Raw genomic sequence first — 26,729 nt, forward strand, 5'->3', positions numbered from 1 at the left:
CGCCATGGCCTCGCAGCGGACAGAGACTTCGGAAGTTCCGGCACGTGGTGACGCGCCCCGCACGCTCAAGCGGGGCGCCCTGGGGGCCCTCGGCATCCTCTTCTTCGTCCTCTCCGCACAGGCCCCGCTGACCGGCATGGCCGGGGCCGCCCCGATCGCGATAGCCATCGGGAACGGCCCCGGCGTCCCGGCCGCGTACGCGGTGGCGGGCGGCATCGTGCTGCTGTTCTCCGTCGGGTTCGTCGCGATGGGGCGGTACGTCGTCGACGCGGGCGCGTTCTACACGTACATCGGCAAGGGGCTCGGCCGGACCACCGGCATCGGCAGCGCGGGCGTGGCCCTGCTCGCGTACAGCACCATCCAGAGCTCGATGTACGGGCTGTTCGGCGCGACCACCAGCAGGCTCTTCGCCGACTACGCGGGGCTGGACGTCCCGTGGTGGGTCTGCGCGTTCGTGACGATGGCGATCGTGCAGCTGCTGGGCGTGCTGGGCATCGAGGTGGGCGCGAAGGTCCTCGCGGTGTTCGTGCTCGCCGAGTTCAGCATCCTGCTGGCGTTCGGCGTGGTGACACTGCTCCAGGGCGGCGGACCCGAGGGGCTGAACGCGGGCGCCTCCTTCTCGCCGTCCGCGATGCTCGAAGGCGCGCCCGGTGTGGCGCTCGTCTTCGCGCTCGCCTCGATGCTCGGCTTCGAGGCCACGGCGATCTACGGGGAGGAGGCGCGCGACCCGAAGAGGACCGTGCCGCGTGCCACCTACCTGGCGGTCGCAGTGGTGACCTGCTTCTTCGCGTTCACCACGTGGATGCTGATCTCCTCGTACGGAGCGTCCACGAGCGCGGCGGCGGCCGGGAAGGCGCTGGCGGGCGGTGACGGGGCGGCCTTCGTGTTCGCCCCCGTGGCCGAGCAGTTCGGGGCCTGGACGAACGACGTCCTGCCCTTCCTCCTCGCCACCTCCCTGTTCGCCGGAATCCTCGCCTTCCACAACTCCGCCAACCGCTACCTCTTCTCGCTGAGCCGTGACGGCCTGCTCCCGCGCGGGCTGTCCGCCCTCAGCAAGCGGCAGTCGCCGTGGGCGGCCGGGGTCGTGCAGACCCTGATGGCGGCGGCGCTCGCGCTGCCGTTCGTGGTGCTCGGCAAGGACCCGGTGCTGACGATGTTCTCCTGGTTCAGCGGCGTCGCGGCCCTGGCGATCACGTTCCTGTACTTCCTGACCTCGGTCGCGGTGATCGTCTTCTTCCGCCGCACCCGGCAGGACACCCGGGTGTGGAACACGCTGATCGCCCCGCTCCTCGGGTCGCTCGGCATCGCGGGCGCGATCTTCCTCGTGGTCACGAACTTCCCCACCCTGATCGGCGGGGACGCGGCGACCGCGACCTGGCTGGCGGTGTCCGTCCCGGCGGCACTCGTGCTGTGCGCGGGCCTGTCCCGGCTGCCGTACGCGCGGCGCGCGGCCCGGCTCCGGGAGTGACCGGCACTCCTGGTACGGAGGCGGCGGCCGGGCCCCTGACCTGGGGATCCGGCCGCACGTACAATTCGGTGTCGAACCGATGTGGTGTCGAACGACCGAACCGCTAGGTGTGTCCGAAGGAGAGCCTGTGCCCGGCCAGCGTTCCATCATCGAGACCGAGAAGCTGGTCGAGTCCAAGCTCGGCGGCATCCCCATCCAGCACGAGCAGATGGCGGTCATCGCCAACATCCACCGCGCGGCCGCCGCCGTCCGGGGCCACTTCGAGAACTCGGTGCTGCGCGGCTCGGACCTCACCTGGACCGCGTTCGTGGTGCTGTGGGTGGTCTGGATCTGGGGCGAGCAGGAGACGCGTTACGTCGCCGAGGAGGCCGGGATCTCCAAGGGCACCCTGACCGGGGTGGCCCGCACCCTGGAGGGGCGCGGCCTGGTGCGGCGCACCGACCACCCCTCCGACGGCCGCCGGGTCCTGCTCAGCCTCACCGACGAGGGCGAGGCCCTGATGCGGCGCGTCTTCCCCGAGCTGAACGCCGAAGAGGCGTTCGTGGCGCAGCAGTTGGACGCGGACGAGTGCAAGAAGACGGCGGACGCCCTGCGCCGGATCGTCGTCCAGGTGGAGGAGCACGGCGAGGAGCGCCGCCGCGAGCTGCTGAACGGTGCGGAGCCCGCGCCGCGCCGCAGCGGGCGACGGGCCGCCAAGCCGTAACCCCCCTTGCCGGGGCGGGAGTTCAGGCCACCCGTTCCGCCCGTTGGCGCGCGGGCGCCGGACCGAACCACCGGTCGAGGGCTTCCGCCAGGCCCCCGGCATCCGGGCCCGCGCCTGCCGGTGCGGCCCAGGCGACGTAGCCGTCCGGGCGCAGGAGCAGTGCGCTCCAGGCGAGGGGCTCCGGGCCTGCCACTCGTACCGTACGAAGTCCCGGACGGGTCGCGGCGGGGTGCGCGGCGCCCTCCGCGAGGAGCAGCAACGGCTGTGCTTCGTCAAGGAGTTCGGCGACGGTCTGTCGGGGCCCTTCCTCCGTGGTGCAGACGTGGTTGGGCAGGAAGGTGCCCTCCAGGGGTGAGGCGTCGGAGGCCGTCTCCCGGTAGCGGATGCCCTGGCCGCTGACGATGTCGGCCAGTTCCTTCACCCGGGCGGGGTCGGCGAGCTGTGCGGTGATGTGGGCGCGCAGCGGGTCGTGCTCGGGGTGCGGGTTCATGACGGCGGCCTGGGTGCGGGTGTTGTCGACGACCTGCCGGCCCACCGGGCGGCGTTCGCGGGTGTACGTGTCGAGGAGTGCGGCGGGGGCGTCGCCCCGGGCCACCGCGCCGAGCTTCCAGCCCAGGTTGAAGGCGTCCTGGAGTCCGGTGTTGAGGCCCTGCCCGCCGAGCGGGGCGTGCACGTGCGCGGCGTCGCCCGCGAGCAGCACCCGGCCGGGGCCTGCGGAGCGGTAGGTGTCGGCGAGGCGGGTGAAGTCGCTGAACCGGGAGAGGTACGTCGCCCCGCGCATCGGCACCTCCCGGCCCAGCACGCGTGTCGTGGCCTCGTTCAACTCCCCGAACGAAACCGGCTGTTGCCGGTCCGGGAAGGGGTGGGTGAAGTCGTGGACGACGACGCGGCTGAGTCCGTACGGATTGACGTTGATCAGCGTCGCGCCCTCAGGGCCGTGCGCCCAGCCGCCGGGGGCGGTCACCGGGTCGAGGAGTTCCACCAGGGCGACGATGCCGCTGAAGGACGGCGGGGTGGTGGTGGCCGGTATCCCGGCGGCCTCGCGGACGGTGGAACGCGCGCCGTCGCTGCCGATGAGCCAGTCGGCCTCGATGCGGGAGCGGGTGCCGTCCTCGGCGAGGGTGTCGACCTCGACGCGGTCGGGGTGCTCGGTCAGGCCGGTCACCCGCACTCCGCGCCGGATCTCGGCACCGAGGGCGCGGGCCCGGGCCTCGAAGGCCTCCTCCAGCGCGGACTGCGACTGGTTGAAGATCGGCGGGCCCTCGGCGGTGGGAGTGGTGATCTCCAGGAGGGGCAGTCCGGCGAAGTGGAACCCGGTGCAGTGGTGGAGGTCGAGGCGCCCGGGCTCGGGAAGCCGCAGAAACCCCCGCCGGAGCAGGGACTGCACGCTGCGGGCGTGCAGGGTGCCTGCCCGTGGGGTGTCCCTGACCCGTACGTCCTGCTCCAGGACGATCGCCTCGACGTTCTGGAGGGCGAGCTCACAGGCCAGCAGCATGCCGACGGGGCCACCGCCCGCGATGAGGACTCGGGTGCGCTCGGGAAACCTGTCGATCGGCATGCGGGGCTCCTGCGTGGTCGTACGTTGTGGTGGGGTCGGGTGAAGGGGTGCGCGTGAAGGGGTTTACGTGGAAGGGCCCGCGTCAAGGGGCCGCCCCTGCGCCCCGAACCGAGGGCGCCCAGGGCTGGGCCCGCACCGGCCCGGACCGACGGGCCCAGCCGCCTGGTCCGGAGCGGCCGTACCGCTCGGCCCGCGAGGACGGCCGGGACAATCCGGCGCCCCGGACCGGTAACGGTCGGCTCGACCCGCCCCACCAGTCGGGGCGGCTCAGCGGCCCGGACCGGGAACGGTCGGACCAACCCGCCACACCGGCCGGGACAGTCCCGCCGCGCGGCCCCCTGACGGCCGGGGCAATCCGGCGCCCCGGACCGAGAACGGTCGGCTCGACCCGCCCCATCAGTCGGGGCGGTTCAGCGGCCCGGACCGGGAGTGGCCGGGCCGCCCCGCCGGCCGGGACGGGCCGGTGCCCTCCGGCCGAGGGAGGCCCGGTCAGGCCTGGGGGTCCGGGGCCGCGGCGGCGTCGAAGCTGGCGAAGTAGACGGCCGCCATGTCCTCCGCGCCGTGGCCCTGCTCGGACGCTCGGGCGAAACGGTCGCGGGCGGCTTCCGCACCGTCCAGGCGCAGGCCCGCGCGGCGGGCGGCCTCGGCGGCGAGGCGGGCGTCCTTCTCCGCGTTGTCGACGGTGAAGCTCGGGGTGAAGTCCTCGGCCAGGACGGCCCCGGACTTGCCCTGGAAGTAGCCGCTGTCCAGGGGGCCGCCGGTGATGACGTCGACGAAGTGCTTCGGGTCGACGTCGAGGCCCCTGGCCAGGGAGAGCGCCTCGCCGACGCCGTTGGTGAGGGCGATGACCCAGGTGTTGAGCACCAGCTTGAGGCGGCTGGCCGCGCCCTTCGTGCCGTCCTCGCCGACCCACACCGTGCGCGAGCCGATGGTGTCGAAGAGCGGCTGGACGGTCGGGCGCACGGTTTCCGGACCTGCCGCCAGGACGACGAGCTTGCCCAGTTCGGCGGGCTGGCGGGTGCCCTGCACCGGGGCGTCCACCAGGACGAGCCCGGCCTCGGCCGCGTAGGCGGCGATCGCGTCGATGTCCTCGCCGACGGTGCTGACCTGCACCCAGACGGTGCCCTCGGTCAGCTTCGGGGCGGCGGCGCGGACCGCCTCCAGGACGCGGGGGCCGTCATTGAGGACGGTGAGGACGACGTCGGCGCCGTCGACCGCGTCGGCCGGGGTGTCGGCGACGTGCACGCCGTGTTCGGCGAGGGCGTCGGCCTTGGCGCGGGTGCGGTTCCAGGCGCGGACGGTGAAGCCGCCCTGGGCGAGGTTGCGGGCGACGGGGGCGCCGATGATTCCGGTGCCGAGGACGGCGACGACCGGCCGGGGGGTGGTCATGTCAGACTCCTGGATTCACATGGGTTCACACGGGTTCACGCGCGAGGGGTTCGAAAATTTTCGTACCCAGCCACCATAGAGACCCCCCGGATATGCTGGCAACGCCCCCACGTGAACGCCGGATGAAAGGTCGCCGATGCCCGTACAGCTCTCCCACCCACCGCTCGGCGACGTCCAACTCGACGCCGTGTACGGCGCGTTGGCCGACCGGCACCGACGGCTCGTGGTGGTGCGGCTCGCCTCGTCGCCGGACGAGGAAGTCCCCTGTACGACCCTCGACGTACCGGGGTCAAAGTCCACCCGCTCGTACCACTGGAAGGTCCTCCGCGAGGCGGGCCTGATCGTCCAGCGCAGCACGGGCACCGGAATGCTGCTGCGGCTGCGCCCCGACTTCGAGGAGCGCTTCCCGGGGCTGCTAGAGAACCTGCTGAGGCTGGCGGAGACCGGCCGCTAGGGGCAGCTCAGGACGCGGGCGGCAGGATGCGGTCCACGAGGGCCGCCAGGTCGCCCCGGTCGGAGACCTTGCCGAGCACGCGCAGCCCGTACATCGAGTTGAGCAGGTAGAGCGCGCGGTCGCGGGGCGGCTCCGCCGCGTGCGGGAGCGATCCGTCGCGCACCCCCTGCTCGACGCAGACCGCCAGCGCCTGCGTCACGCGGTCGAAGGTGTCCCGGACGTGCTGGGTGACCCGGGCGTCACGGCCGGCCAACTCCATGGCGGAGTTGACCACGAGACACCCCCGGTGCGCGGGATGTTCCGCGGTCTCCTCCTCCACGACGCTCATCAGGACCGTGCGAATGCGGTCGCGCGCGGGGCCGTCGCCCTCTTCCAGGAGCGTCACCAGGCGGGTCGTCCACTCGGTGTCGTAGCGCTTCAGCGCCGCCTGGAACAGGCCGTACTTGCTGTCGAAGGTGTTGTAGAGACTGCCGCGGCCCAGACCCGTGCTGTCCACCAGGTCCTGGGCGGACGTGGCGGCGTACCCCTTGTCCCAGAAGGTGTCCATGGCCGCGTCCAGTGCTTTGTCGAGGTCGAAGCCCCGGGGGCGAGGTGACATAGCAGCAAGGTTAGCCGTTCTGGAACGATTGTTAAACTTCCATTGCGCAGAGTGCAATCGCCGCGGGAAGTGTGCTTGTCTCAGTCGCGCAGCTCGCCGCCCACCCCGTCCAGCACGGGGGAAGGGCGCGGGGGGAGGCCCGGAAACCGGGCACCGAAAGCGCTTCATCACTGGGGAGTACACCTTGCCTGGAGCACATCCCGCCGTACCTGACCGCGACCTCCGCACCACTCACCTCCGCACCGCCCACGAGGGCCGTGCCGAACGCGGCGCGCGCACCGAACACGGCGTCCGCAGCGAGCGCGGCGCACAGGACATCCGTCTGGAACACGCCTCCTGCCTGCCCGGCCTGCTGGAGCACCAGATCGCGCTGCGCCCCGACGCGGTGGCCGTGGTCAGCGGCGAGCAGCGGCTCACCTTCCGGGAGCTGGGACTGGCGAGCGGTCAACTGGCCGCGAAACTTCACCTCTTGGGCGTACGGACCGACGACTGCGTCGGTGTCTTCACGGAGCCCTCGCTCGACCTGATGGTAGGGGCCTGGGGCGTCCTGTTCGCCGGGGCCGCCTATCTGCCGCTCTCCCCGGAGTACCCGGAGGACCGGCTGCGATACATGATCGAGAACAGCCGCACCACCGTCGTCGTCACCCAGGAGCACCTGCGCGAGCGCCTCGCCGCCGTCGCCCCGGCGGGCACCCGCATCGTCACGCCCGACGAGGCCCGCGACGTCTCGACCGCCGACGTGCACCACTGCACGGTCAGCCCCGCCGCCCGCGCGCCCCGGTCCCACCCGGCCGCGCCCGGTCCCCGCCCCGACTCGCTCGCGTACGTCATCTACACCTCGGGCAGCACCGGCCGCCCCAAGGGCGTGATGATCGAGCACCGCAGCGTCGTCTCGCAGCTGCGGTGGATGCACACGTTCGGCCATCTCGGCAGCCATGTCTCGGTGTTGCAGAAGACGCCGATGAGCTTCGACGCCGCGCAGTGGGAGATCCTCGCGCCCGCCACCGGCGCGCGGGTCGTCGTCGCCCCGCCGGGCAGCTACCGGGACCCGGAGGCGCTGATCGCCGCGATCAACCGGTACGGGGTGACGACCCTCCAGGGCGTACCGACGCTCCTCCAGGCCCTCCTGGACACCGAGCGGTTCGGCTCCTGCACCTCATTGCACCGCGTCTTCTCCGGCGGCGAGGCCCTCTCCCGGCGGCTCGCCCGCGAGCTGCTGGCCGCGCTGCCGGACGCCTCGCTGGTCAATCTGTACGGGCCCACCGAGACCACCATCAACGCCACGGCCAACCTGGTCGACCCGGACTCGCTGGACGAGCCGGCGGAGGGCAACGGGACCGTCCCCATCGGGGTCCCCGTCGACAACACCCAGTGCTTCATCCTGGACGAGGAGCGCCACCCGGTCGGCATCGGCACGACTGGCGAACTCTACATAGGCGGCGTCCAGTTGGCGCGCGGCTACCTGCACCGCCCCGACCTCACCGAAGAGCGCTTCGTCCCCTCCCCCTTCATTCCCACCGAGCGTCTCTACCGCACCGGCGACCTGGCCCACTGGAACCCGGACGGCACCATCACCTGCCTCGGCCGGGCCGACAACCAGGTCAAACTGCGCGGCAACCGGGTCGAGTTGGACGAGATCGCGGTCGCCGTCGAGGAGCACACCTGGGTGCGCAGGGCGGCGGCGGTGGTCACTGACGACGCCCGCACCGGCTTCCAGAACCTGGTGGCCGTCGTCGAGCTGAACCCGCGCGAGGCGGCCCTGATGGACCAGGGCAACCACGGCGGCCACCACCAGTCCAAGGCCAGCAAGCTCCAGGTCAAGGCCCAGCTCTCGCACGCCGGGGTGCGCGACGCCGAGGACCTGCTCGACCTCGGTGTGAGCAGCGCGGACGTCCTCGAACTGCCGGGCCGCGACGGCACGGAACGCCAGCGTCGGGAGACCTTCGCCCGCAAGACGTACCGCTTCTACGACGGGGGCGAGGTGACCCGGGACGACCTGCTGGAACTGCTCGCCCCGCGCACCCCGGCCGTCGCCGCCTCCGGACGGGACCTCGGCGAGCTGACGTACGAGCAACTGGCGGACGTACTACGCTGGTTCGGCCCCTTCCGCAGTACGGAGCGGCTGCTGCCGAAGTACGCGTACGCCTCCCCCGGCGCGCTGTACGCGACCCAGCTCTACCTGGAGACCTCGGGTTTCGCGGGCATCGCGGACGGCATCCACTACCACCACCCCGTCGACCACACCCTGATCCGGATCGCGGGCCCCTCGGGGCTGGTCCCGGACACCGGGGCCACCGCGCTGCGCCTGCACTTCCTCGGCAAGAACCAGGCGATCCAGCCGGTCTACGCCAACAACATCCGCGAGGTGCTGGAGTTCGAGACGGGCCACATGCTGGGCGTCTTCGAGGAAGTCCTCCCGGAGTACGGGCTGACCGTGCGGCCCACCGGATTCCTGCCCGAGGTGAAGGACCTGCTGCGCGTCCCCGACGAGGACCACTACCTGGGCACCTTCGAGATCGTCCGCAACGACGGCACGCCCGCCGCCGACCCGACCGACATCTACGTCCAGGCCCATCCCGGGCGGGTAGCCGATCTGACGGAGGGTCATTACCGCTACAGAGGGGGCGAGTTGACACCCTTCTCCGCCGACCTCGTGCAGCGCAAGCACGTCATCGCGATCAACCAGAGCGTGTACGACCGGGCCTCTTTCGGGATCGCCGCCGTCAGCCGCGCCGCCGAACCCTGGCTCTCGTACATCGCCATGGGCACCAAGCTCCACCACCTCCAGCGCAACGGACTGGCGCTCGGCTTCATGTCGGCGGGCTACAGCTCCGAGTCCGGAAACCCGCTGCCCGCCTCCCGCCGCATCGACGAGATCCTCGCGGCCCAGGGCGTCGAGCGCGGCCCGTCCTACTTCTTCCTCGGCGGCCGGGTCAGCGAGGAGCAGATCCGCAGCGAGGGCATGTACGAGGACTCGGTGCACTCCAAGGGGCCCGCCGAGATCATCAAGGACGAGCTGGCGACCCTGCTGCCCGACTACATGATCCCCAACCGGGTCCTCGTCCTGGACAGCCTGCCGCTCACCGCGAACGGCAAGGTCGACGCGAAGGCGCTCGCCGCCGACGAGACGGTGCGCGCGGCGGGCAGCGACGCCCCGTACGTCGCGCCGGAGACCGTGCACGAGAAGTGGCTCGCCGAGGCGTGGGGCAAGGCCCTGAAGTACGAGGACCCCTCGACGGCGGACGACTTCTTCACCGCGGGCGGCAACTCGCTCGTCGCGGTCGCGCTCGTCAACCGGATCAACCGGGAGTTCGGCACCTCGCTGCCCCTGCAAGTCATCTTCGAGGCACCGAAGTTGGGGGAACTGGCGGCACGGATCGAGGCCGAGGGCACGGTGGGAGCCTCCGCCGTCTCCGCCGTCTCCTCCCGGCTGATCCGCCTGTACGACGACGAGTCGGCCGGTCTGCCGCCGGTGTTCTGCTGGCCGGGGCTCGGCGGGTACCCCATGAACCTCCGCCTCCTGGGCCGGGAGGCCGGGCTCGGCCGCAGCTTCTACGGCATCCAGGCGCACGGCATCAACGCGGGCGAGACCCCGTACCCGACGGTGCAGGAGATGGCCGCGGCCGACGTCGCCGAGATCCGGCGGGTGCAGCCCCAGGGCCCGTACCTGCTCTGGGGTTACTCCTTCGGGGCCCGGGTCGCCTTCGAGACGGCCTGGCAGCTGGAGCAGGCGGGGCAGGAGGTCTCGGACCTGGTGCTGATCTGCCCCGGCAACCCGAAGGTGCGGGCCGCCGAGGGCGCGCGGCACGGGCGGGAGTCCTCCTACGCCAACCCCGCGTACGTGACGATCCTGCACTCGGTCTTCGCCGGGGCGATCACGGGGCCGGAGGTCGCGGAGTGCCTGGCGGCGACGCACGACGAGGACTCCTTCGTCGCCTTCGTGCACGACCGCATACCCGCCCTCGGCGAGGAGCTGATCCGGCGGATCACCCGGATCGTCGCCGAGACGTACGAATTCGACTACAACTTCCGCGAGTTGACGGAGCGTCGGATCGCGGCGCCGGTCACGGTCCTCAAGGCGACCGGCGACGACTACTCCTTCATCGAGGACGCGACGGGCTACACGGTGTCGCCTGCGGCGGTGGTGAATCTGGCCGCCGACCACTACGAGGTCCTCAGGCCGAGGGGGCTCCCGGAGCTTCTCGCGGCCATCCGCAGCCGTCTCGCCTGATCCCCCCTTCCCTTCTTCCCCTCCCCTGGAGTCTGCTGTGCCCCACATCGACCTGAGTCACTTTCCCGCCGAGCTGACCGAGGAGCAGCGGGGCCGACTGGCGTCGGACCTCACGGCCGTGATCGTCGCGCACTTCGGAACGTACGAGGGGGCCGTCTCGATCGCCCTTCGGCCGGTGCCGCCGGAGGCCTGGGACGAACAGGTCGTCGACCCGCTCATCACTGGCCGGGGCCCGCACCTGATCAAGCCCCCGGCCTACAGACCGGCCTAGGCGGCCGGGCCCCGGTTCCGTGCGGGTGGATCGTGGCTGGTCGCGCAGTTCCCCGCGCCCCTGGATGGATGCCCTCCGGGCACCATCCCCCTCCCGGGCCCCCACCGCCGGGCGGCGAAGCCGCCCCCTCCCCTTCCCCCCCGCCCCCTTGGGCGGCGGGGCCGCCCCCCCCCGGGGGCGGGACGGGCGGGCAAGGGGGCGGCCCGCCCGACTCCGGCCCACCCCCGTTCCGGCCCTCTCGCCACCGGCCCACCCCGCCCCGCACCACCACCCCGCACCCCTCCCCCGTACACGAAAGGCCACCCCGTGCCCGATTCCCTCGGCCCCCGCCTCAAGGTCGGCGTCGTTCTTCCCTCCACCAACACCTCCGCCCAGCCGGAGATGGAGTCCCTCCGCCCCCACCACGTCACCAATCACACCGGCCGCATGCTCATCGGCGACGACTCGATGGTCGACGAACCCGGCTTTGACCACGTCATGCACAGCATCCGCCGCTCCACCGTCCCGGCCATCGAAAGCGTCGTCAGCTGCAACCCCGACGGCGTCGTCATCGGCGTCTCCCCGGAGAGCTACTGGGACGGCCCCGACTCCCACACCCGCGTCCTCGCCTCCCTCACCGAAGCCGCCGGCGGCCGACCGGTGATCATGAGCCCGGACGCCATCAAGGCAGCCCTGGACACCTACCGGGCCCGCCGGATCGCCGTCATCACCCCGTACCTGCCCGTCGGCGACGACTCCGTCAGCCGGTTCTTCAAGGACAGCGGCTACGACGTCGTCCGCATCCAGGGCCTCGGCGTGTCCAGCCCGGCCCGGATCTCCCACGTCTCGGAGGCCCAACTCCGCGACACCGTCCGGGACATCGACGGCCCCGACATCGAGGCCATCGTCCAGGTCGGCACGAACGTCGCCATGACCCGCCTCGCCGCCGTCGCCGAGACCTGGCTCGGCAAGCCGGTCATCTCCAACAACACGGTCCTGTACTGGCACGCCCTGCGGACCCTCGGCATCACCGACCACGTCCACGGCCACGGCTCCCTGCTCTCCGAGCACTGAGCCCCCCACCCGCCCACCCCACCCCGTCGCGCCGCCCGCGGCACCCTGGAGATCCTCGTGACCACCGAAACACCGCCCACGGCCACTGCCACAGCCACCACCACAGCCAGCGGTCAGGCGCCCGCGAAAGAGCGGCTCCCCGTCCTCAAGCTGCTCGCCTTCACCGCCGCGGGCTTCCTCGCGATCATGACCGAGACCATGCCCGCGGGTCTGCTCCCGCAGATCAGCAAAGGCCTGAACATCTCCGAGGGGCTGGCGGGTCAGCTCGTCACGCTGTACGCCATCGGTTCCGTCGTCGCCGCTATTCCGGTGATCGCCGCGACCCGTGCGATGTCCCGCCGCCCGCTGCTCCTCTACGCGGTCGGCTCGCTCTTCGTCTTCAACACCGTCACCGCGCTCTCCACCAACTACGCCGTCACCCTCGGCGCGCGCTTCATCGCGGGCATGGCGTCCGGCGTCATCTGGGGCCTGCTCGCGGGCTACTCGCGCCGCCTGGTACCCGAGCACCTCCAGGGCCGGGCCCTGGCGATCGTCGGTGTCGGGCAGCCGATCGCGCTGACCTTCGGCGTGCCGCTCGGCACCCTGCTGGGCTCGCTGTTCGGCTGGCAGGGCGTGTTCTGGATCATGTCGGCGGTGGCCCTGCTGCTGGTGGTCTGGGTGCGTGCCCTCGTCCCGGACTTCCCCGGCCAGGCCGCCGAACAGCGGCTGCCGATCCGCCGGATCTTCCTCACCCCGGGCATCCGCCCGATCCTGGCCGTCATCTTCCTGTGGATCCTGGCCCACAACATCCTCTACACGTACATCGCCCCGTTCCTCGCGAAGGCGGGCATCGGCGAGCGGGTGGACGCGATCCTGCTGCTCTTCGGTGCGACGGCCATCGCGGGCATCTGGTTCACGGGCCTGTTCGTGGACCGCAAGCTGCGGGTCCTCACCCTGGCCAGCCTCGCCGGGTTCGCGGCCGCCGCACTGATCCTGGGCATCGGCCAGAACTCCCCGATCGCCGTCATCGTCGGCGTCGTCGCCTGGGGCCTCACCTTCGGCGGCGCCCCGACCCTCCTCCAGACCGCCATCGCGGACGCGGCGGGCGACGGTGCGGACGTCGCCCAGTCCATGCTGGTCACCATCTTCAACCTGGCGGTCGCGGGCGGCGGCGTGGTCGGCGGCCTCCTCCTGGAGTCCTCGGGCGCGGGCACCTTCCCGTGGGTGCTGCTCGCCCTGGGCGTGGTGGCCCTGCTGGTCGTCGGCACCGCCAAGTCCCACGCCTTCAAGGCGGGCCGCCGCGGCGAGGCCTGACCACCGCCCGAACGGGCGTGTGCGGGAGAGCAAGCGTCCTCTCCCGCACACGGCCGGGGCCCTTGCCGGGTGTGTCGCATGCCCTTACGCAAGCCAGCTGTCGCCCCAACTCCCCTGACGCTGACCCCAGTTGACCTCCTCCCGCTGCCCGGATGGGCACCGGCCCGCGCGAACCGCAGGCTGGAAGCCGAAGCCACAGCCGCGCGACCGAGGAAGGTCACCCCCCATGCCGAAGCGCCCGCATCCCCGTCGAGTCCCCGCAGCGGCCGCCCTGCCCGCCTCCGCCCTGGCTCTGACGCTGGCCCTGACGGGCACCCTGACGGCGACCGCCGCACCGCCCGGGGCCGCGGCCGCCGCACCGCACCGAGCAGCCGCCGATCCGCTGCGCAGCGGCCTCGACCGGCTGGTGGACGTGACCGGCTACCCGGCCGCCCTGGCCGCGGCCACCGGCCGTGACGGGCGCACCCGCAGTCTGGCCGCAGGCGTCCGGGACCTACGCACCGGGGACAAGGCCCCGCTCGACGGACACATCCGGGCGGCGAGTGTCACCAAGTCCTTCACCGCCGTCGTCGTCCTGCAACTCGTCGGCGAGGGCAGGGTCGCCCTGGACTCTCCCGTCGACACCTACCTGCCGGGCCTGCTGCGCGGCGACGGGATCGACGGCCGCCGCATCACCGTGCGTCAACTGCTCCAGCACACCAGCGGGTTGCCCGAGTACGCGCTCTACATGGACGACCTGGTCGCCACCCGCCACCGCTATCACAACCCCCGCGCGCTCCTCGACCTCGCGCTCCGGCACCGGGCGACGTTCCCGCCCGGCAAGGACTGGCAGTACACCAACACGGACTACCTGGTGGCCGGGCTGCTCGTCGAGCAGGTCACCGGCCGCCCCGTGGGCGAGGAGGTCACCCGCCGGGTGCTCGACCGCGCCGGGCTGCGGAACACCTCCTTCCCGGTCGCGGGCGACCAGACGGTCCCGGGCCCGCACCCGCAGGGGTACGCCTCGACGAAGCCCGGCGCTCCCCTGCTGGACGTCACCGTGATGGACCCGTCGTCGGGCTGGGCCTCCGGTGCGCTGATCACCACCCCGAGCGATCTGAACCGCTTCTTCCGGGCCCTGCTCGGCGGCAGGCTGCTCAAGCCCGCGCAGCTCGCCGCGATGCGGACCACCGTCGCGGTCCCGGCCGAGGCGGGATACCCGAAGGGCACCCGGTTCGGGCTGGGCGTGGCCAGCAGGCCGCTGAGCTGCGGCGGTCTCATGTGGGGCCACGAGGGGGCCTACCTCGGCTTCGCGACCGCCCCGGCCGCGACCGACGACGGCCGCGCCGCCACCGTCGCCGTCACCGCCTACCCGGACGCAGCCCAGCAGGGCCGCGCCGACATCCAGCGCCTGCTGGACACGGCTCTGTGCACATGAGGGGTACGTGACGGGACGCACCCGTGCGGCACCGCCACGCACCGCGCCCCGTACCGGATCAACTCCGGTACGGGGCACAGCTGTTCATGGCTCACGCGTCAGCGCGTCCGCTTCACCGGAACCACCGCGAACGCCCCCGCCAGCGCGATCACCGCGGCCACCACGAACAGGCCCCGGTAGTCCAGCAGCGAGACCACCAGCGCGCCCAGCGAGGCGGCGACGATCTGCGGGAGGGCCGTGGCGATGTTCATGACGCCCAGGTCCTTGGCCGCGTCCTCCGGGTTCGGGAGGACCCTGTTGATCAGAGCCGTGTCGACGGCCGTGTAGACGCCGAAGGCGAGGCCGTTGACGATCGAGAAGATCATCATGCCCGTGTACGTCGGGGCCACGACCGGAATCGCCAGGGATATCGCCAGGCCCGCGCCCGCGACCAGGACGAAGACCTTGAGCCGGCCCACCCGGTCCACCAGCGGGGCGGCCAGCAGGGAGCCGACGACCGAGGCCGCGCCGCTGACCGTGAAGAGGACGCCCGCCGCGCCCACCGCGTCCTCGGGCGAGAGGCCCACGTAGTCCTGGAGGGCGAAGAAGAACAGGGCCGTGACCAGCCAGTAGCCGAGCATCATGAACATGCGGGCCAGGAAGACCCACCCGAAGTCCGGGTTCTTGCGCGGGTTGACCCACAGGCCCGCGAGGAACGTGCCCAGGCGGAAGGGCTCGCGGGGTTCGTTCCGGGAGTCGACGTCCGGGCTCAGCACGGCGAAGACGACCGCCGTGATCACGATCAGCGCCGCGATCAGGTAGTAGACGAACGGTCCCGCCAGCTCCGGGAACATCGCGAAGAGGGACGAGCCGACGAGCACGCCGAGGTTGAGGCCGACGCCCATCAGGGAGGAGACGAGGCCCATCTTCTCGCCCGGCACGCGGTCCGGGACGACGGCGGTCAGTGCCGCCTGGAAGCCGTTGAGGATCAGGCTGGTGCCCGCGTACGCGATGCCGAGCAGGGCGATCGAGGGCGCGTTGGCCTGGAGCAGGAGCAGTGCGCCGCCGCCGATCGCGCAGGCGACGAGCCACGGGGTGCGGCGGCCGAAGCGGGAGCGGGTGCGGTCGGAGAGCTGGCCGAAGAGCGGGTTGCCGACGGTGGCGGCGATGGTGCCCAGAAGGCTCGCGGTGGCGAGGGCGGCCGTGTCGGTGGCGCCGGTGATGCGCTGCACCTGGATCGGCAGCATGAACTGCGGGATCGCCGTCCAGATCATGTAGAGGACGAGGTTGGCGAGCGGGATCGTGAAGTAGAGCGGGCCCAACCTGAAGCGCCCCAGAGGCGCTTGGGGCGTTCTCGGGCGTACAGCGGTCTCGTCGTCGAGAGCCATGGCGGTGCCTTTCGGGGACGGAGAAAGGTGAAGGTGGTAAGGCAGGAACTGCCGCTTGCGCGGTGTACGGGTACGGGGTCAGGCCGTACGCGATGCGGCACGCACCAGCGCGTCGAACAGGCCCTGTTGGGCGGGGTCGCGCGGTGCGGTGTCCTCCGGGTGCCACTGGACGGCGGTGAACCAGCCCTGGGCGTGCGGGAGTTCGAGGGCCTCGATGGTTCCGTCCGAGGCGAGCGCGGTGGCGACGAGGCCGGAGCCGAGTGCGTCGACGCGCTGGTGGTGGTAGCAGGAGGCGTCCACCTTGTCGGCCCCGGCGGCCCGCGCGACGACCGAGTCCGGCGTCAGCGTCACCGGGTGGACGAGGTGCCGGTGCTCGTGCTCCGGGCCGCCCATGTCCTGCTGAAGGGTGCCGCCGAGGGCGACATTGACGACCTGGAGCCCGCGGCAGACCGCCAGCAGCGGCAGGCCCGCGTCGAGCGCGGCGTGCGCCACGGCCAGATCGAAGGCGTCCTGCTCGGCATCCACGTCGTACACGCTGTCGTGCGTGTCGTGCGCACCGTACGCCTGCGGGGCGAGGTCGCCGCCGCCCGGCAGCAGCACACCGTCGCACCGGGCGACACGCGCCGCCACCTCGGCCGGGTCCGCGACGCCGTCCGGGGCGTACGGATGCAGCATGAACGGCTCGCCCCCGGCCCTCCACACGGCGTCGACCAGGGCCCGCGCGGTGACCTCGGCGGCATACCGCAGGGCGGAGGTGGTGGCCGCGAACCGATTGGGCAGCCCGATCAACGGCCGTGCACCGGTGGACGTCCTCACAGCTGCACCCACGTCGTCTTGAGCTCCGTGTACTTCTCCAGCGCGTGCGCGGACTTGTCGCGGCCGTTTCCGGACTGCTTCATTCCGCCGAAGGGGACGGTGAGGTCGCCCTCCTCGTAGCAGTTGACCCAGACGGTTCCGGCGCGCAGGCGGCGGGAGACCTGGTGGGCGGTGGAGAGGTTCGCGGTCCACAGGCCGGCGGCGAGGCCGTACTCCGTGTCGTTGGCCAGCCGTACCGCTTCGTCGATCGTGTCGAAGGTGAAGACCGAGAGGACCGGGCCGAAGATCTCCTCGCGGGCGAGGCGGGAGTCGTGGGCGACCGCGTCGAAGACGGTCGGTGCGAGGTAGCTGCCGCCGGTCTCCTCGTGGACGCGGACGCCGCCGGTACGCAGCCGGGCGCCCTGCTCCTGACCTGCGGCGATGTGCTCCAGCACCTTCCCCAGGTGGCCCTCCCCGGCCAGCGCGCCCATCTCGGTCGCCGGGTCGAGCGGGTCGCCGACCCGCAGGGCCTCGGCCCGCGCCACGACCGCGTCGACCACCCGGTCCGCGACCGAGGAGTGCACCAGCAGCCGGGACGGTGCGGTGCACATCTCGCCCTGGTTGAAGAAGATGCCCCACGCGGCGGTGGCGGCGGCCTGCTCCAGGTCGGGGGCGTCCGGCAGCACGATGTTGGGCGACTTGCCGCCCAGCTCCAGCCAGACCCGCTTGAGGTTGGAGTCGGCCGCGTAGTGCAGGAAGTGGCGGCCCACGGCGGTGGACCCGGTGAAGGCCAGGACGTCCACGCCGGGGTGCAGCCCGAGGGCGCGGCCCGCCGTCGGCCCGTCGCCCGCGACCACGTTCAGCACGCCGTCGGGCAGTCCGGCCTCCGTGCCGAGCCGCCCGAGCAGCAGCGCGGTGAGCGGCGACAGCTCGGAGGGCTTCAGCACGACGGTGCAGCCCGCGGCCAGCGCCGGGGCGACCTTCCACCCGGCGAGGGTCAGCGGGAAGTTCCACGGCACGACCGCGCCGACGACCCCCGCGGGCTCGCGCGTCACGAGGGCGAGCGCGTCGGGGGCGGTGTGCGGCGCCTCGTCGGTGAGCTTGTCGGCCAGGCCCGCGTAGTACCGGAAGGTGTTGACCAGGGCGCGCAGTTCGATGCCGTACGCGTCCGAGATCGGCTTGCCCATCTCCAGGCTGAGCGTGAGCGCGAGGTCCTCGCGGCGTTCCTCGATCAGGTCGGCCAGCCGGAACAGGGCCCTCCCGCGCTCGCCCGGGGCCAGTCGCGGCCAGGGCCCCTGGTCGAAGGCGCGGCGGGCGGCGGCGACGGCGAGGTCGACCTCGGCCTCCCCCGCATCGGCGACACGTGTCAGCTCGCGGCCGTCGCGCGGCGAGACCACCGCGAAGGAGCCCCCGCCGCCCGCCTCCTCGCGCCCGTCGATGTGATGGCCGGTCGGATGCCGGAGCGCCTTGGCCCGCAGCAGCCAACTCTCGTACGAAATGTCCACTGTGGGGTACCTCCGGGGTTCGCGACGGGGTCGCCTGGGACGTCGGACCGGCGGGCAGCACCACCGCATTTCCATTTGAGTCCAAACGATAAGCGGACGGCGGCGGCGACCACAAGAGTCGGGACGAGTCCGTTTCCACCCCACTTACGAGCATGAAAATCCCGCAAAGCACAGCAAGCAGCGCCAGGATCTGCTGGTATGGGTCCGTCGCAGGGACGAGTGATCTTGGAGGTGCCCGCCATCGGCCCCGTGCCCCCCAGCACGACGTCCCTGTCGAGGTACGCCCGGCACGACACCCCCGTCGTCCCACCCACCGCACCAAGGGAGCGAGCGACCCGCATGAGCCTGGCCCAGCTTCACTACACCTCGGCCGCCGGGTTCACGGCGGTCAGCCCCGACGTCCCCCGCGACCTGCTCGACGAGGCGGAGGAGGTCCTCGCCGCGTTCCCCGCGCAGGCCTTCTCCCTCACCCAACTCTCCGACGGCAGCCGCCTGTTGAGCCGTACGACGACGGACCCGGAGACCGGCGGCGCGCACACCCACGCCGTCCATCTGCCCGCCGGGGACCGGCTGCCCGGCGGCGCGCTGCCCGTCACCGCGTGGGACTCGCCGCGCTGGGCGCCCGTCGCGCCCGCGCCGGGGAGCACGCCGGAGCCGCTGGACCTGCTCACTCCGGCCGCCGGGTTCTTCGACCGGGAGGGGCTCGCGGAGTTCGCGGCGGCGTGCGGGGCGCGGCTGGCGGGCGTACTGGCCGACGTGCGCGCCCTGTGCGAGGACCCGGGCGCGCAGCCGGTCGTCCTGGTGGAGGAGGACCCCGCGGACATCGCACGCTGGGTGGCCGTGGTGGGCGCGGCCCTGCCCCGCGAGCACGCACACGGGCTGACCTTCACGACGTACGCCGAACGCCCGGAGCACGCGCTCCAGCAGATCATCGGCACCTCCCCCGACGTGGTCTTCCCGGCGGCGGGCTTCCGCGTCCACCGGGCCGACTCCGGGTCCTCCGCCACGACCTCGGGCCCGCCCGGCGACGCGTGGGCCGCGGTGGCCGCGCAGGTGTGGCTGGCGGGCCGCCCCGAGCTGTTCAAGCGGGCGGCGGCCCAACCCTCGCTGACCGACGGCGAGTTCGAGGAGGGCCCGCTCGCCGCGACGGCGCTGAGCGCCGGGGTGCCGCTGGACTCGCTGGGCCGTACGGCCGCCGCCGCGTGGGCCGAGCAGCACGCGGACGGCCTCTCGGCGTCCGACTGGCCGACCCTGATCGGGGCCCTGTGCGCGCCGGTCCCGGGCTCGCGCCCCGACGGTGAACTCGACGCCCTGGCACGGCTCGCCGAGCGCGTCGACGGGAAGGTGCCCACCGAGATCCTGGCCCCGCTGGCGGCGCTCTTCGCGGCCGAGGACGACAACCCGACGGCTGTGCCGGAACTGGCCCGCCAGCTCGCCCACGAGCTGCTCGCCGACCCCGAGCGGGCCCGCAGCGCGGCGGTCCGGGAGGCGCTCGACCGTCACGCGGTACTGCACGCCCAACTCCTCGTACACCTCAATGACTTGGCGCCCGACAACCCCTTCTCGGTGGTGCGGCTGCTGCACACCGCCGACCTGGTGCGAGGCGTGCCCGACGGGCTGCCGCACCTGCGGATGTGCGCCGCGTACCCGCTGCCGGGGGCGTCCCGGCAGGGTTCCGCCGAGGACCGGGACTCCACGCTGCACACGGTGCTGCGGGCCGCCGGGGTGTCACCCATGATCGAGCCCCTCGTCCTGCGCACCGGCTTCCGGCTGGTGTGGCCGGAGAACCTCCTGCCCACCCCCCAGGAGGCCCGCTGGATCCTGGGCGAGACCGGCTCGGACGCGCACCGCACGGCGGGGACCCACCCGGAGCTGATCCGGGCCGCGCTCGAAGGTCCCGCCGACGACCCCGACGTCACCCCGCTCGCCGCCGACCTGATCCGCTGCTTCCCGCACGAGATCGACGCCCGGCAGCTGGGCGCGCTGCGGATGCTGGAGTTCGCGGAGTCCCTCGCCGAGGGGCGGGCGGGCGCGGGCCCGGTGGCCACCGCCCTGACCCTGCGCTCGGCGGCGCACCCGGTCGAACCACCGGTCCTCCGGCGGACGTTCGGGCTCGTCGCCCGGGACCTCCTCTCGGAGCAGCGACCGGTGGGCGAGCTCTCCGCCCTGGCCCGCTCGGGGGACCCGGACCTGATCGGCGCGTACGGGACGGTGGCCCGCACCGCCCCCCTCCTGGACCGGCTGCGCACGACCCCCTCCTACGCGGCGGACTGCTTCGTGGCGTGGACGTCGCACACGGGGGCGAGCCGCGTGTGGGACGACACCCGGGCAGCCCTGCTGGAGGAGGTCCTGCGCCCGGCGCTCCAGCACATGACGAGCCGTGAGGTCGCCTCCCTGCTGGACCACTTGGACCGCTCGGGCGGTACCCACGCCTCGGACTTCCGCGCCTGGCACAAGCCGGGCGGGACGCTGGGCCGCCTCGCCCGGCGCTTCGGGCGGCGGTAGCGACAGGAACCGCTCGGGGCGCACCCGCCCACCGGCGACGTGCGCCCCGTACCGCCAATCGGGCACGACACACCCCCGCCGCCCCGCAGATAAGTATGACAAACCATCCCTTATGTGACTCTTCGTCGGATTGTCGAGAACTGTCGACACCCCCGAGGAGCACACGTGCGGGAACGGATCATGCGGAGCGGGCCTGCCACGGCCGTCCTGCTGTCACTGGTGGCGGGCACCCTGGGCGCCACCGCCCCCGACGCCGCCGCACGCGCGGCCGAGGCCGACGTCGGGATCACCAAACGGGTCACCGGCGCGACGATGCCGCTGGAACCGGGCGGCGTGTTCTCGTACACGCTGACCGCCTCCTGCTCCTCCCTCACCACCGCCTGCGTGAACCCGGTGGTCGAGGACGTGCTGCCCGCCGACTTCGACATCACCTCGCTGCCGAAGTCGACCGACACCCGTACGGTCTCGTACGACGCGGCCACCCGGAAGCTGCGCATCGTCTTCGCCGAGCCGCTGCCCAGCCCGCCCGCGCCCGCCGGGTCCACGGGGCTGCCCGCCGGGGTCAGCCGCGAGGTGTCGATCGGCATGCGGGTGCCCGCCGAGACGACGCTCACCGACGGCGCGAAGATCCCGAACACCGCGACGATCGACGCCGACAACGCCGACCCGGCGTCCTCCTCCGCCGAGGTCACCGTCCGCATCCCGCGCATCGTGCGTCCCGCCACCACCAAGAAGTGGTCGCACAGCTCGACCGTCGCCCAGTCCGGCGACCATTCCACGATCACGCTGGGCGTCCGGAACGGCTCCTCGACCTCGGCCGACGTGACCGCGCTGACGGTCGGGGACACCACCCCGGCGACGTACGAGCACTTCGACGTGCGGGCGGTCGGCCCGGTCGACCGGTTCCCGGCGGGGGCCGACCGGGTGCGCGTGCTGGTGTGCACCAAGCCGACCAACACCCCTTGTGCACCGGGTGAGTTCGTGGCCGGGCCGACCGTCCCGGGCCCCGGCGTGCCGCTGCCGCCCGGCGTCGCCCCCGAGCGCATCACCGGCGTCAGGTTCGAGTTCACCGCCGCCTCCGGGGCGAAGCTCCCGTACGACGCGACCGGCGGTCAGGTCGCCCTGCACGTCAAGCTGCGCGACACCGTACGGTCGACCGGTCAGCCGCTGGCCCCGACGACCCGTCAGCAGGTGCGCAACTGCGCCTCGGTGAGCGCCCGTGACTCCAGCGTCGGCTGGGTGAACGGCCCCGAGGCCTGCGCCAACCACGACATCCTGCCGAACATCGCCACCGTGCAGGGCACCAAGAACTACTACTCCGACACCGACGGCAACTACCGGGAGGACGGGACCGCGATCATCGGGACGAAGCCGCCCGTGACGATGGTCGTCGGGGCCCGCAACACCGCCTCCTTCCCGGTCGCGACCCTCACCATCACCGAGCCCTCGACCTCGGCGGTCAGCGAGTTCGACAAGTTCGACGCGTCGAAGATGGCGGTGGAGTTCCCGGCCGGAGCGACCTCGGGCACGCTGAGCGTCGTCTGCCGGGACGGCTCCAGGCCCGCCCCGCTCCAGCTCACCCCGACCCCCGCCCAGCAGGGCTTCCCCAACACCGGCTGTCCGGCGGGCAGCCCGCCGAAGCAGTTCTCGATCACCTTCCGCGGCACGGACGCCAAGGGCAGCGGCAGCATCGCGCCCAACGCCATCGGCCGCCTCGCCATCCACGGCATCCTCAACGACAAGGCCGTCGCCCAGGACGCCGTCGACGGCGTCGCCAACTGCGTGGACGTCTCCGCCACCAACCCCGTCGACGGTTCGGGCTCCGGCTCCGGCACCGCCTGCCAGAGCCTGCGCCCGCAGAACCCGCGCGACGACATCCGCGCCTCCAAGTCGGCGGACAAGACGGAGATCCCGCCGGACACCCCGGTGACCTTCACCCTCGACCTCGCCAACGCGGGCACGACGGCGATGGACAAGCCCGCCATCACCGACCCGGGCGACCCGACCGCCGCCGGCAACCCCTTCGACGTCCTGCGCCTGACCGAGCTGAAGATCCGCTACCGGGAACCGTCCGGTCTCCCGGTGCTCCTTGAGGTGTACGACCCGACCGCCGCCCAGTGGGTCGCGTACGACGCGGCCGACACCGCCCTGCTGACCCGCGCGAAGGGCGTCCGGGCCCGGCTGGCGAACGGCAGCCTGCCGCCGAACGGCCGGATCATGGTCGACGTGGTCGCCGAGCGCAGGCCCGGCGTCGGCGAGGACGTCACCTTCCGCAACTGCGCGCAGATCACCTCGGGCGGCCGGGTGGTCGGCGGCAACGTCTGCACGGGCGAGGAGAACGTCACCAAGCCCGCCCGCAGCGGCGGGTCCATCCAGAAGACGATCTCGCCCTCGGTGGTCGCCAAGACCCTTCCCGGTGTCACCCGCCAGGAGCCCGACGTACGCCTTGAGGTGCGCAACACCGGCAACATCAACCTCAAGGAGATCGTCGTCACCGACGTCGACGCCGACTTCTTCGACGCCGCCGACTTCGTCCGCATCACCGGTGTGACCTTCCCGCCGGGGGCCGACCAGGTGCGCGTCGACGCGTGCACCTCGGCGTGCGGCGGGCCGTCCCCGACGTTCGTCAACGGCACGGTGACCGGCTCCACCACTCCCGGGCTGCCCGCCGGTGTCAACGCGGCCGACGTGCAGGGCCTGCGGTTCACGTTCTCGCACTCCAGTGGCGAGTACGTGCTGGTCCCCGGCCCCCCGCAGCGGCGCGGCGCCTGCCCGAACATCATCTGCTTCAAGGTCTCCGCCCGGCAGGACCTGCGCTCGGCGCCCGGCACCCCCATCCCCGAGACGCTCTCCGACACCGCGAAGGCCGAGGGGTCGAGCCGGCTCCAGCCGCCGGGCGGCACGTTCCCGTTCGGGGACAGCACCGCGACGCTGAAGGTGCAGGAGGGGCGCGGCAGGCTGGACGTGCAGAAGGGTCCCGACTCGCGCATCGGACCCGGTGAGACGGCCCCCTTCACTCTCACCGTCCGCAACAACGGCACCGGCGCGGTGAACTCCCTGGTCATCGCCGACCCGATGCCGGAGCTGCTGCGCTTCGACGAGGCGTACGCGGGCGACCGGGGGCTGCCGTTCCGGGTCACCTTCAAGGTCCCGGCCGGTACGCCGGAACCGCCCGCTCCGGTGTACGAGCCGACCCGCGACTCCAGCGGCCGGATCACCCACCTGCGCTGGCGCTTCCCGGACTGGGCGATGCTGCCGGGCGCGGAGATCAAGGTGACGTACCAGGTCAAGCTGGCTCCGGGCGTGCCCGGCGACTCCGTCGTGCAGAACTGGTTCGGTGCGGGCTCGGAGGTCAACAAGGACCTGGAGTGCCTGAAGAACTCACCGCGCGACGACGAGCGCGTGGACGACGAGACGCACTACGGCAAGGGCCGCTTCTGCACCACCTTCGCCGAGATCACCACCCTGCCCGGCACCGCCTTCGAGGCGAGCAAGTGGGTCGCGGGCAACCCCGACCTCGGCTTCTACAACACGGTCACCAAGAAGTACGTCGGCATCGGCTCGCCCGAATGCCCGGTGCTGAAGCAGGGCGGCAAGACGCACACCCAGTACCCGTGCATCGCCCTCGTGCAGCCCGGCGAGAACTTCGAGTACCTGCTGCGGGCCGTCAACTCCGGTACGGACGCGACGACCGAGGTACGGCTGCTGGACGTGTTCCCCTATCTGGGTGACACCGGTGTGCTGCTCGGCAACCAGAGCCGCGACACCCAGTGGAGCCCGCGCCCGCGTCTGACCGGCGCACCGCGGCTGACCGGCCCGGGCACCCTGGACACCAAGTACGCCACCGTCACCAACCCCTGCTCCGACCTGATCGCCACCCCGCGCCGCGACTGCGCCAAGGCGGACTGGAAGGCCGGGCACACTCCGGAGGCGACCGGCGTGGAGATGCGGGTCACCTTCAACACCGAACTGCCGCCCGGCGGCGAGGTGTTCGTGACCATGCCGATGTCGTCGCCCGTCGACCTGGACCGGCCCGGCAACCCGGCCGTCGCCTGGAACTCCTTCGCGCACTCCGAGACGGTCATCCAGAACGGCCGCAAGACGGACCTGCCGACCACCGAGCCGCCGAAGGTCGGCGTCGGGATGCGGTTCGGCAACCTGCGCGTCGACAAGATCGAGGTCAACCCTCCGGAGGGCATCACCCTCGGCCCGTACAAGGCGGGTTACCGCTGCACGGTGACGCCGGAGGGCGGTACTCCGCAGGTCGTCCGCGAGGGCGTCTTCGAGTTCACCCCGTACACCCCGATGTCGCTGGTCGGTGTGCCCGCGGGGGCGCGCTGCGAGGTCTGGGAGATCACCACGAACGGCTTCAAGAGCAACCGGATGGGCGCGGCGAACGCACAGGTCGTGATCATCACCCCGGCGACGCCCGACGAGCGCGGCGAGCACATCGAGATCACCAACACCTATGTGAACGCGGCCCTCAAGGTCCGCAAGAGGACGACGGGAGCGGCGGCCGACGAGTTCCAGCAGGGCCCCTTCACCGTGCGCGTGGACTGCACCTTCCGTGGTCAGCCGCTGCCCGGCTTCCCCAAGGACCTGGTCTTCCACGGCGACGGCGAGACCCCGCTCGACGGGCTGCCGAACGGCAGCCGCTGCACGGCGACCGAACCGGACCGGGGCGGGGCGAACGCGGTGGAGATCAAGGCGACCGACTCGTCCTCCGACACGGAGGCCGTGATCGGCTCGGTGCCGGACAAGACGGCGGGCCTGACGGTCACCAACGACTTCCCGACCGGCTCCCTCCGGGTCGTCAAGCAGGTCCGCGGCGCGGGCACCGCCTTCGCCGACCGGACCTTCCGCTTCCGGGTCCTGTGCTCCTTCAACGGCAAGGAGAACGCCGTCTCCCGTACGGTGACGGCCCGCGCGCCGGGTCTCACCGGCCAGGTCGACGACATTCCGGTCGGCGCACAGTGCACGGTCGAGGAGATCGACCCGGCGGGCGCGGACGACACTCCGCCGCCGGTCGGCCCGATCACCATCACCCAGGGCGGCCCCGTCCCCACGGCGGCCGTGGACTTCACCAACACCTTCTCGCTGGGCCACCTCACCCTCCGCAAGGAGATCGAGGGTGCCCCGGCGTCCGCTCCGTACGCGCAGGGGTACGAGTTCCGCGTCACCTGCATCCGTGAGGCGGAGAGCCCGGACGGCGATCCGGTGGTCGCGTTCGTGATCCGCAAGCGCTTCACCGTGAAGGCGGGCGAGACGCTGAAGGTCCCGGGCGACCTGCCGATCGGCGCGCGCTGCTGGGCCGAGGAGATGAGCGACGGCGGCGCGACGCACACGGACGTCGACCACGGCAGTCACGGCAGTGCGGTCGTCGTCACGAAGGACGCCCCGGAGGTGACGATCACCGCGAAGAACACGTACGAGACGGGCACGCTCCGCCTCGCCAAGAAGGTCATCGGCACCCCCGCGGGCCGCCCCTTCACCCTCGCCCTCTCCTGCACCCTGCGCACCAAGGACGGCAAGGACCTCCTCCTGGTGGACCGCCGCCGCTACACCTTCCCGGCGGCGGGCTCCCGCGAGGTCGACGACCTCGGCTTCCCGCTCCCGCAGGGCACCCGCTGCTGGGCGACGGAGCCGGACAACGGCGGGGCGACGCGCTCGGTGGTCGACCACGACACCCCGGCGAAGGCGGTCGTCGTCGGCGGCAAGGACTCCCCCGCCCTGACCATCACGGCGACCAACACCTTCACCCCGAAGCCGCCGCCGGCCAAGGCCCGCTTCACGGTCTCCAAGCAGGTGGTGGGCAACGGCCCCGGCCCGTTCTCCTTCCGGGCCACGTGCACGGCGCCGGGGTCCCGGGTCCCGTTCCTGAACGTGGACTTCACCCTCCAGCCCGGCCGCAGCCGGACCTTCACCGTGCCGGAAGGCTCGATCTGCTCCGCCCGGGAGACGAACGTGCCGCCCCGCGCGAAGGTGACGGTCCGCGACTCCGACCCGGGCACCCCGGGCGGAGCCACCGACGGAGTCGTCCGCGCCAAGGGCGACGCGTGGGTGCGCGTCACCAACACCTTCCCGTCGAAGCCGGTGAAGCCGAAGGGGTGACACCAGGCCAA

General features: G+C 72.3%; 16 protein-coding genes. 10 read left to right on the top strand and 6 right to left on the bottom strand.

Annotated features, from left to right (window positions below; translation table 11 throughout):
* The first annotated feature begins 4 nt into the window (after positions 1–4).
* Positions 5–1,468, top strand: a complete 1,464-nt coding sequence (locus ACIO3O_RS09555) for an APC family permease (protein WP_401744021.1) — start codon at positions 5–7, stop codon at positions 1,466–1,468.
* A 127-nt stretch (positions 1,469–1,595) separates the two neighbouring features.
* The gene (locus ACIO3O_RS09560; protein WP_401744023.1) at positions 1,596–2,171 is read left to right on the top strand and encodes a MarR family winged helix-turn-helix transcriptional regulator; all 576 of its coding nucleotides are present in this window, start codon (positions 1,596–1,598) and stop codon (positions 2,169–2,171) included.
* A 22-nt stretch (positions 2,172–2,193) separates the two neighbouring features.
* Here the strand turns inward: ACIO3O_RS09560 and ACIO3O_RS09565 are convergent, their stop codons facing one another.
* Positions 2,194–3,729, bottom strand: a complete 1,536-nt coding sequence (locus ACIO3O_RS09565) for an FAD-dependent monooxygenase (RefSeq protein WP_401744025.1) — start codon at positions 3,727–3,729, stop codon at positions 2,194–2,196.
* 489 nt (positions 3,730–4,218) lie between these two features.
* A complete protein-coding gene (locus ACIO3O_RS09570) occupies positions 4,219–5,118 on the bottom strand; it encodes an NAD(P)-dependent oxidoreductase (RefSeq protein WP_401744027.1) in 900 nt (299 codons plus the stop codon).
* Positions 5,119–5,254: 136 nt separating this feature from the next.
* Between ACIO3O_RS09570 and ACIO3O_RS09575 the strand changes: the two genes are divergently transcribed.
* Complete coding sequence (locus tag ACIO3O_RS09575; protein ID WP_401744029.1) at positions 5,255–5,572, top strand: ArsR/SmtB family transcription factor; 318 nt, start codon at positions 5,255–5,257, stop codon at positions 5,570–5,572.
* Positions 5,573–5,579: 7 nt separating this feature from the next.
* On the opposite strand, the gene ACIO3O_RS09580 is transcribed toward ACIO3O_RS09575, so the two are convergent.
* On the bottom strand, positions 5,580–6,170 hold the full coding sequence (locus ACIO3O_RS09580) for a TetR/AcrR family transcriptional regulator (protein WP_401744031.1): 591 nt from the start codon (positions 6,168–6,170) through the stop codon (positions 5,580–5,582).
* Positions 6,171–6,486: 316 nt separating this feature from the next.
* Here ACIO3O_RS09580 and ACIO3O_RS09585 point away from each other — a divergent pair, with 316 nt between their 5' ends.
* The 5 genes from ACIO3O_RS09585 (at position 6,487) to ACIO3O_RS09605 (ending at position 14,435) form a co-directional block, all read left to right on the top strand.
* Positions 6,487–10,401 (top strand): amino acid adenylation domain-containing protein, encoded by a 3,915-nt coding sequence (locus tag ACIO3O_RS09585; protein ID WP_401744474.1) that lies wholly within the window; start codon positions 6,487–6,489, stop codon positions 10,399–10,401.
* Between the two features lie 37 nt (positions 10,402–10,438).
* Positions 10,439–10,672 (top strand): tautomerase family protein, encoded by a 234-nt coding sequence (locus tag ACIO3O_RS09590; protein WP_401744033.1) that lies wholly within the window; start codon positions 10,439–10,441, stop codon positions 10,670–10,672.
* Positions 10,673–10,978: 306 nt separating this feature from the next.
* Positions 10,979–11,725 (top strand): arylmalonate decarboxylase, encoded by a 747-nt coding sequence (locus tag ACIO3O_RS09595; protein WP_401744034.1) that lies wholly within the window; start codon positions 10,979–10,981, stop codon positions 11,723–11,725.
* 57 nt (positions 11,726–11,782) lie between these two features.
* On the top strand, positions 11,783–13,018 hold the full coding sequence (locus ACIO3O_RS09600) for an MFS transporter (RefSeq protein ID WP_401744035.1): 1,236 nt from the start codon (positions 11,783–11,785) through the stop codon (positions 13,016–13,018).
* 226 nt (positions 13,019–13,244) lie between these two features.
* Positions 13,245–14,435 (top strand): serine hydrolase domain-containing protein, encoded by a 1,191-nt coding sequence (locus ACIO3O_RS09605; RefSeq protein ID WP_401744036.1) that lies wholly within the window; start codon positions 13,245–13,247, stop codon positions 14,433–14,435.
* A gap of 98 nt (positions 14,436–14,533) precedes the next feature.
* Here ACIO3O_RS09605 and ACIO3O_RS09610 read toward each other — a convergent pair whose 3' ends face one another.
* The 3 genes from ACIO3O_RS09610 to ACIO3O_RS09620 all read right to left on the bottom strand — a co-directional run bounded on the left by ACIO3O_RS09610 (position 14,534) and on the right by ACIO3O_RS09620 (position 18,102).
* Positions 14,534–15,802, bottom strand: coding sequence for an MFS transporter (locus ACIO3O_RS09610; RefSeq protein ID WP_401744037.1), 1,269 nt, complete (start codon positions 15,800–15,802; stop codon positions 14,534–14,536).
* 78 nt (positions 15,803–15,880) lie between these two features.
* Positions 15,881–16,618, bottom strand: coding sequence for a gamma-glutamyl-gamma-aminobutyrate hydrolase family protein (locus ACIO3O_RS09615; protein WP_401744039.1), 738 nt, complete (start codon positions 16,616–16,618; stop codon positions 15,881–15,883).
* Positions 16,615–18,102: an aldehyde dehydrogenase gene (locus ACIO3O_RS09620; protein ID WP_401744040.1), complete on the bottom strand. Its 1,488-nt coding sequence runs from the start codon at positions 18,100–18,102 to the stop codon at positions 16,615–16,617. The genes ACIO3O_RS09615 and ACIO3O_RS09620 overlap by 4 nt, the downstream gene beginning before the upstream one ends.
* 339 nt (positions 18,103–18,441) lie before the next feature.
* Between ACIO3O_RS09620 and ACIO3O_RS09625 the strand changes: the two genes are divergently transcribed.
* Positions 18,442–20,607: a GTPase-associated protein 1-related protein gene (locus tag ACIO3O_RS09625; RefSeq protein ID WP_401744041.1), complete on the top strand. Its 2,166-nt coding sequence runs from the start codon at positions 18,442–18,444 to the stop codon at positions 20,605–20,607.
* A gap of 165 nt (positions 20,608–20,772) precedes the next feature.
* Complete coding sequence (locus ACIO3O_RS09630; RefSeq protein ID WP_401744043.1) at positions 20,773–26,718, top strand: DUF5979 domain-containing protein; 5,946 nt, start codon at positions 20,773–20,775, stop codon at positions 26,716–26,718.
* Positions 26,719–26,729: the final 11 nt, after the last annotated feature.

The organism is Streptomyces sp. NPDC087440 (genome assembly GCF_044744005.1).
Taxonomy (GTDB): Bacteria; Actinomycetota; Actinomycetes; order Streptomycetales; family Streptomycetaceae; genus Streptomyces.

Excerpts from the sequence above, each read along its gene's own strand:
- ACIO3O_RS09610 (WP_401744037.1), bottom strand. The coding sequence starts at position 15,802 with ATGGCTCTCGACGACGAGACCGCTGTACGCCCGAGAACGCCCCAAGCG.
- ACIO3O_RS09570 (WP_401744027.1), bottom strand. The coding sequence starts at position 5,118 with ATGACCACCCCCCGGCCGGTCGTCGCCGTCCTCGGCACCGGAATCATC.
- ACIO3O_RS09555 (WP_401744021.1), top strand. The coding sequence starts at position 5 with ATGGCCTCGCAGCGGACAGAGACTTCGGAAGTTCCGGCACGTGGTGAC.
- ACIO3O_RS09565 (WP_401744025.1), bottom strand. The coding sequence starts at position 3,729 with ATGCCGATCGACAGGTTTCCCGAGCGCACCCGAGTCCTCATCGCGGGC.
- ACIO3O_RS09605 (WP_401744036.1), top strand. The coding sequence starts at position 13,245 with ATGCCGAAGCGCCCGCATCCCCGTCGAGTCCCCGCAGCGGCCGCCCTG.
- ACIO3O_RS09625 (WP_401744041.1), top strand. The coding sequence starts at position 18,442 with ATGAGCCTGGCCCAGCTTCACTACACCTCGGCCGCCGGGTTCACGGCG.
- ACIO3O_RS09580 (WP_401744031.1), bottom strand. The coding sequence starts at position 6,170 with ATGTCACCTCGCCCCCGGGGCTTCGACCTCGACAAAGCACTGGACGCG.
- ACIO3O_RS09575 (WP_401744029.1), top strand. The coding sequence starts at position 5,255 with ATGCCCGTACAGCTCTCCCACCCACCGCTCGGCGACGTCCAACTCGAC.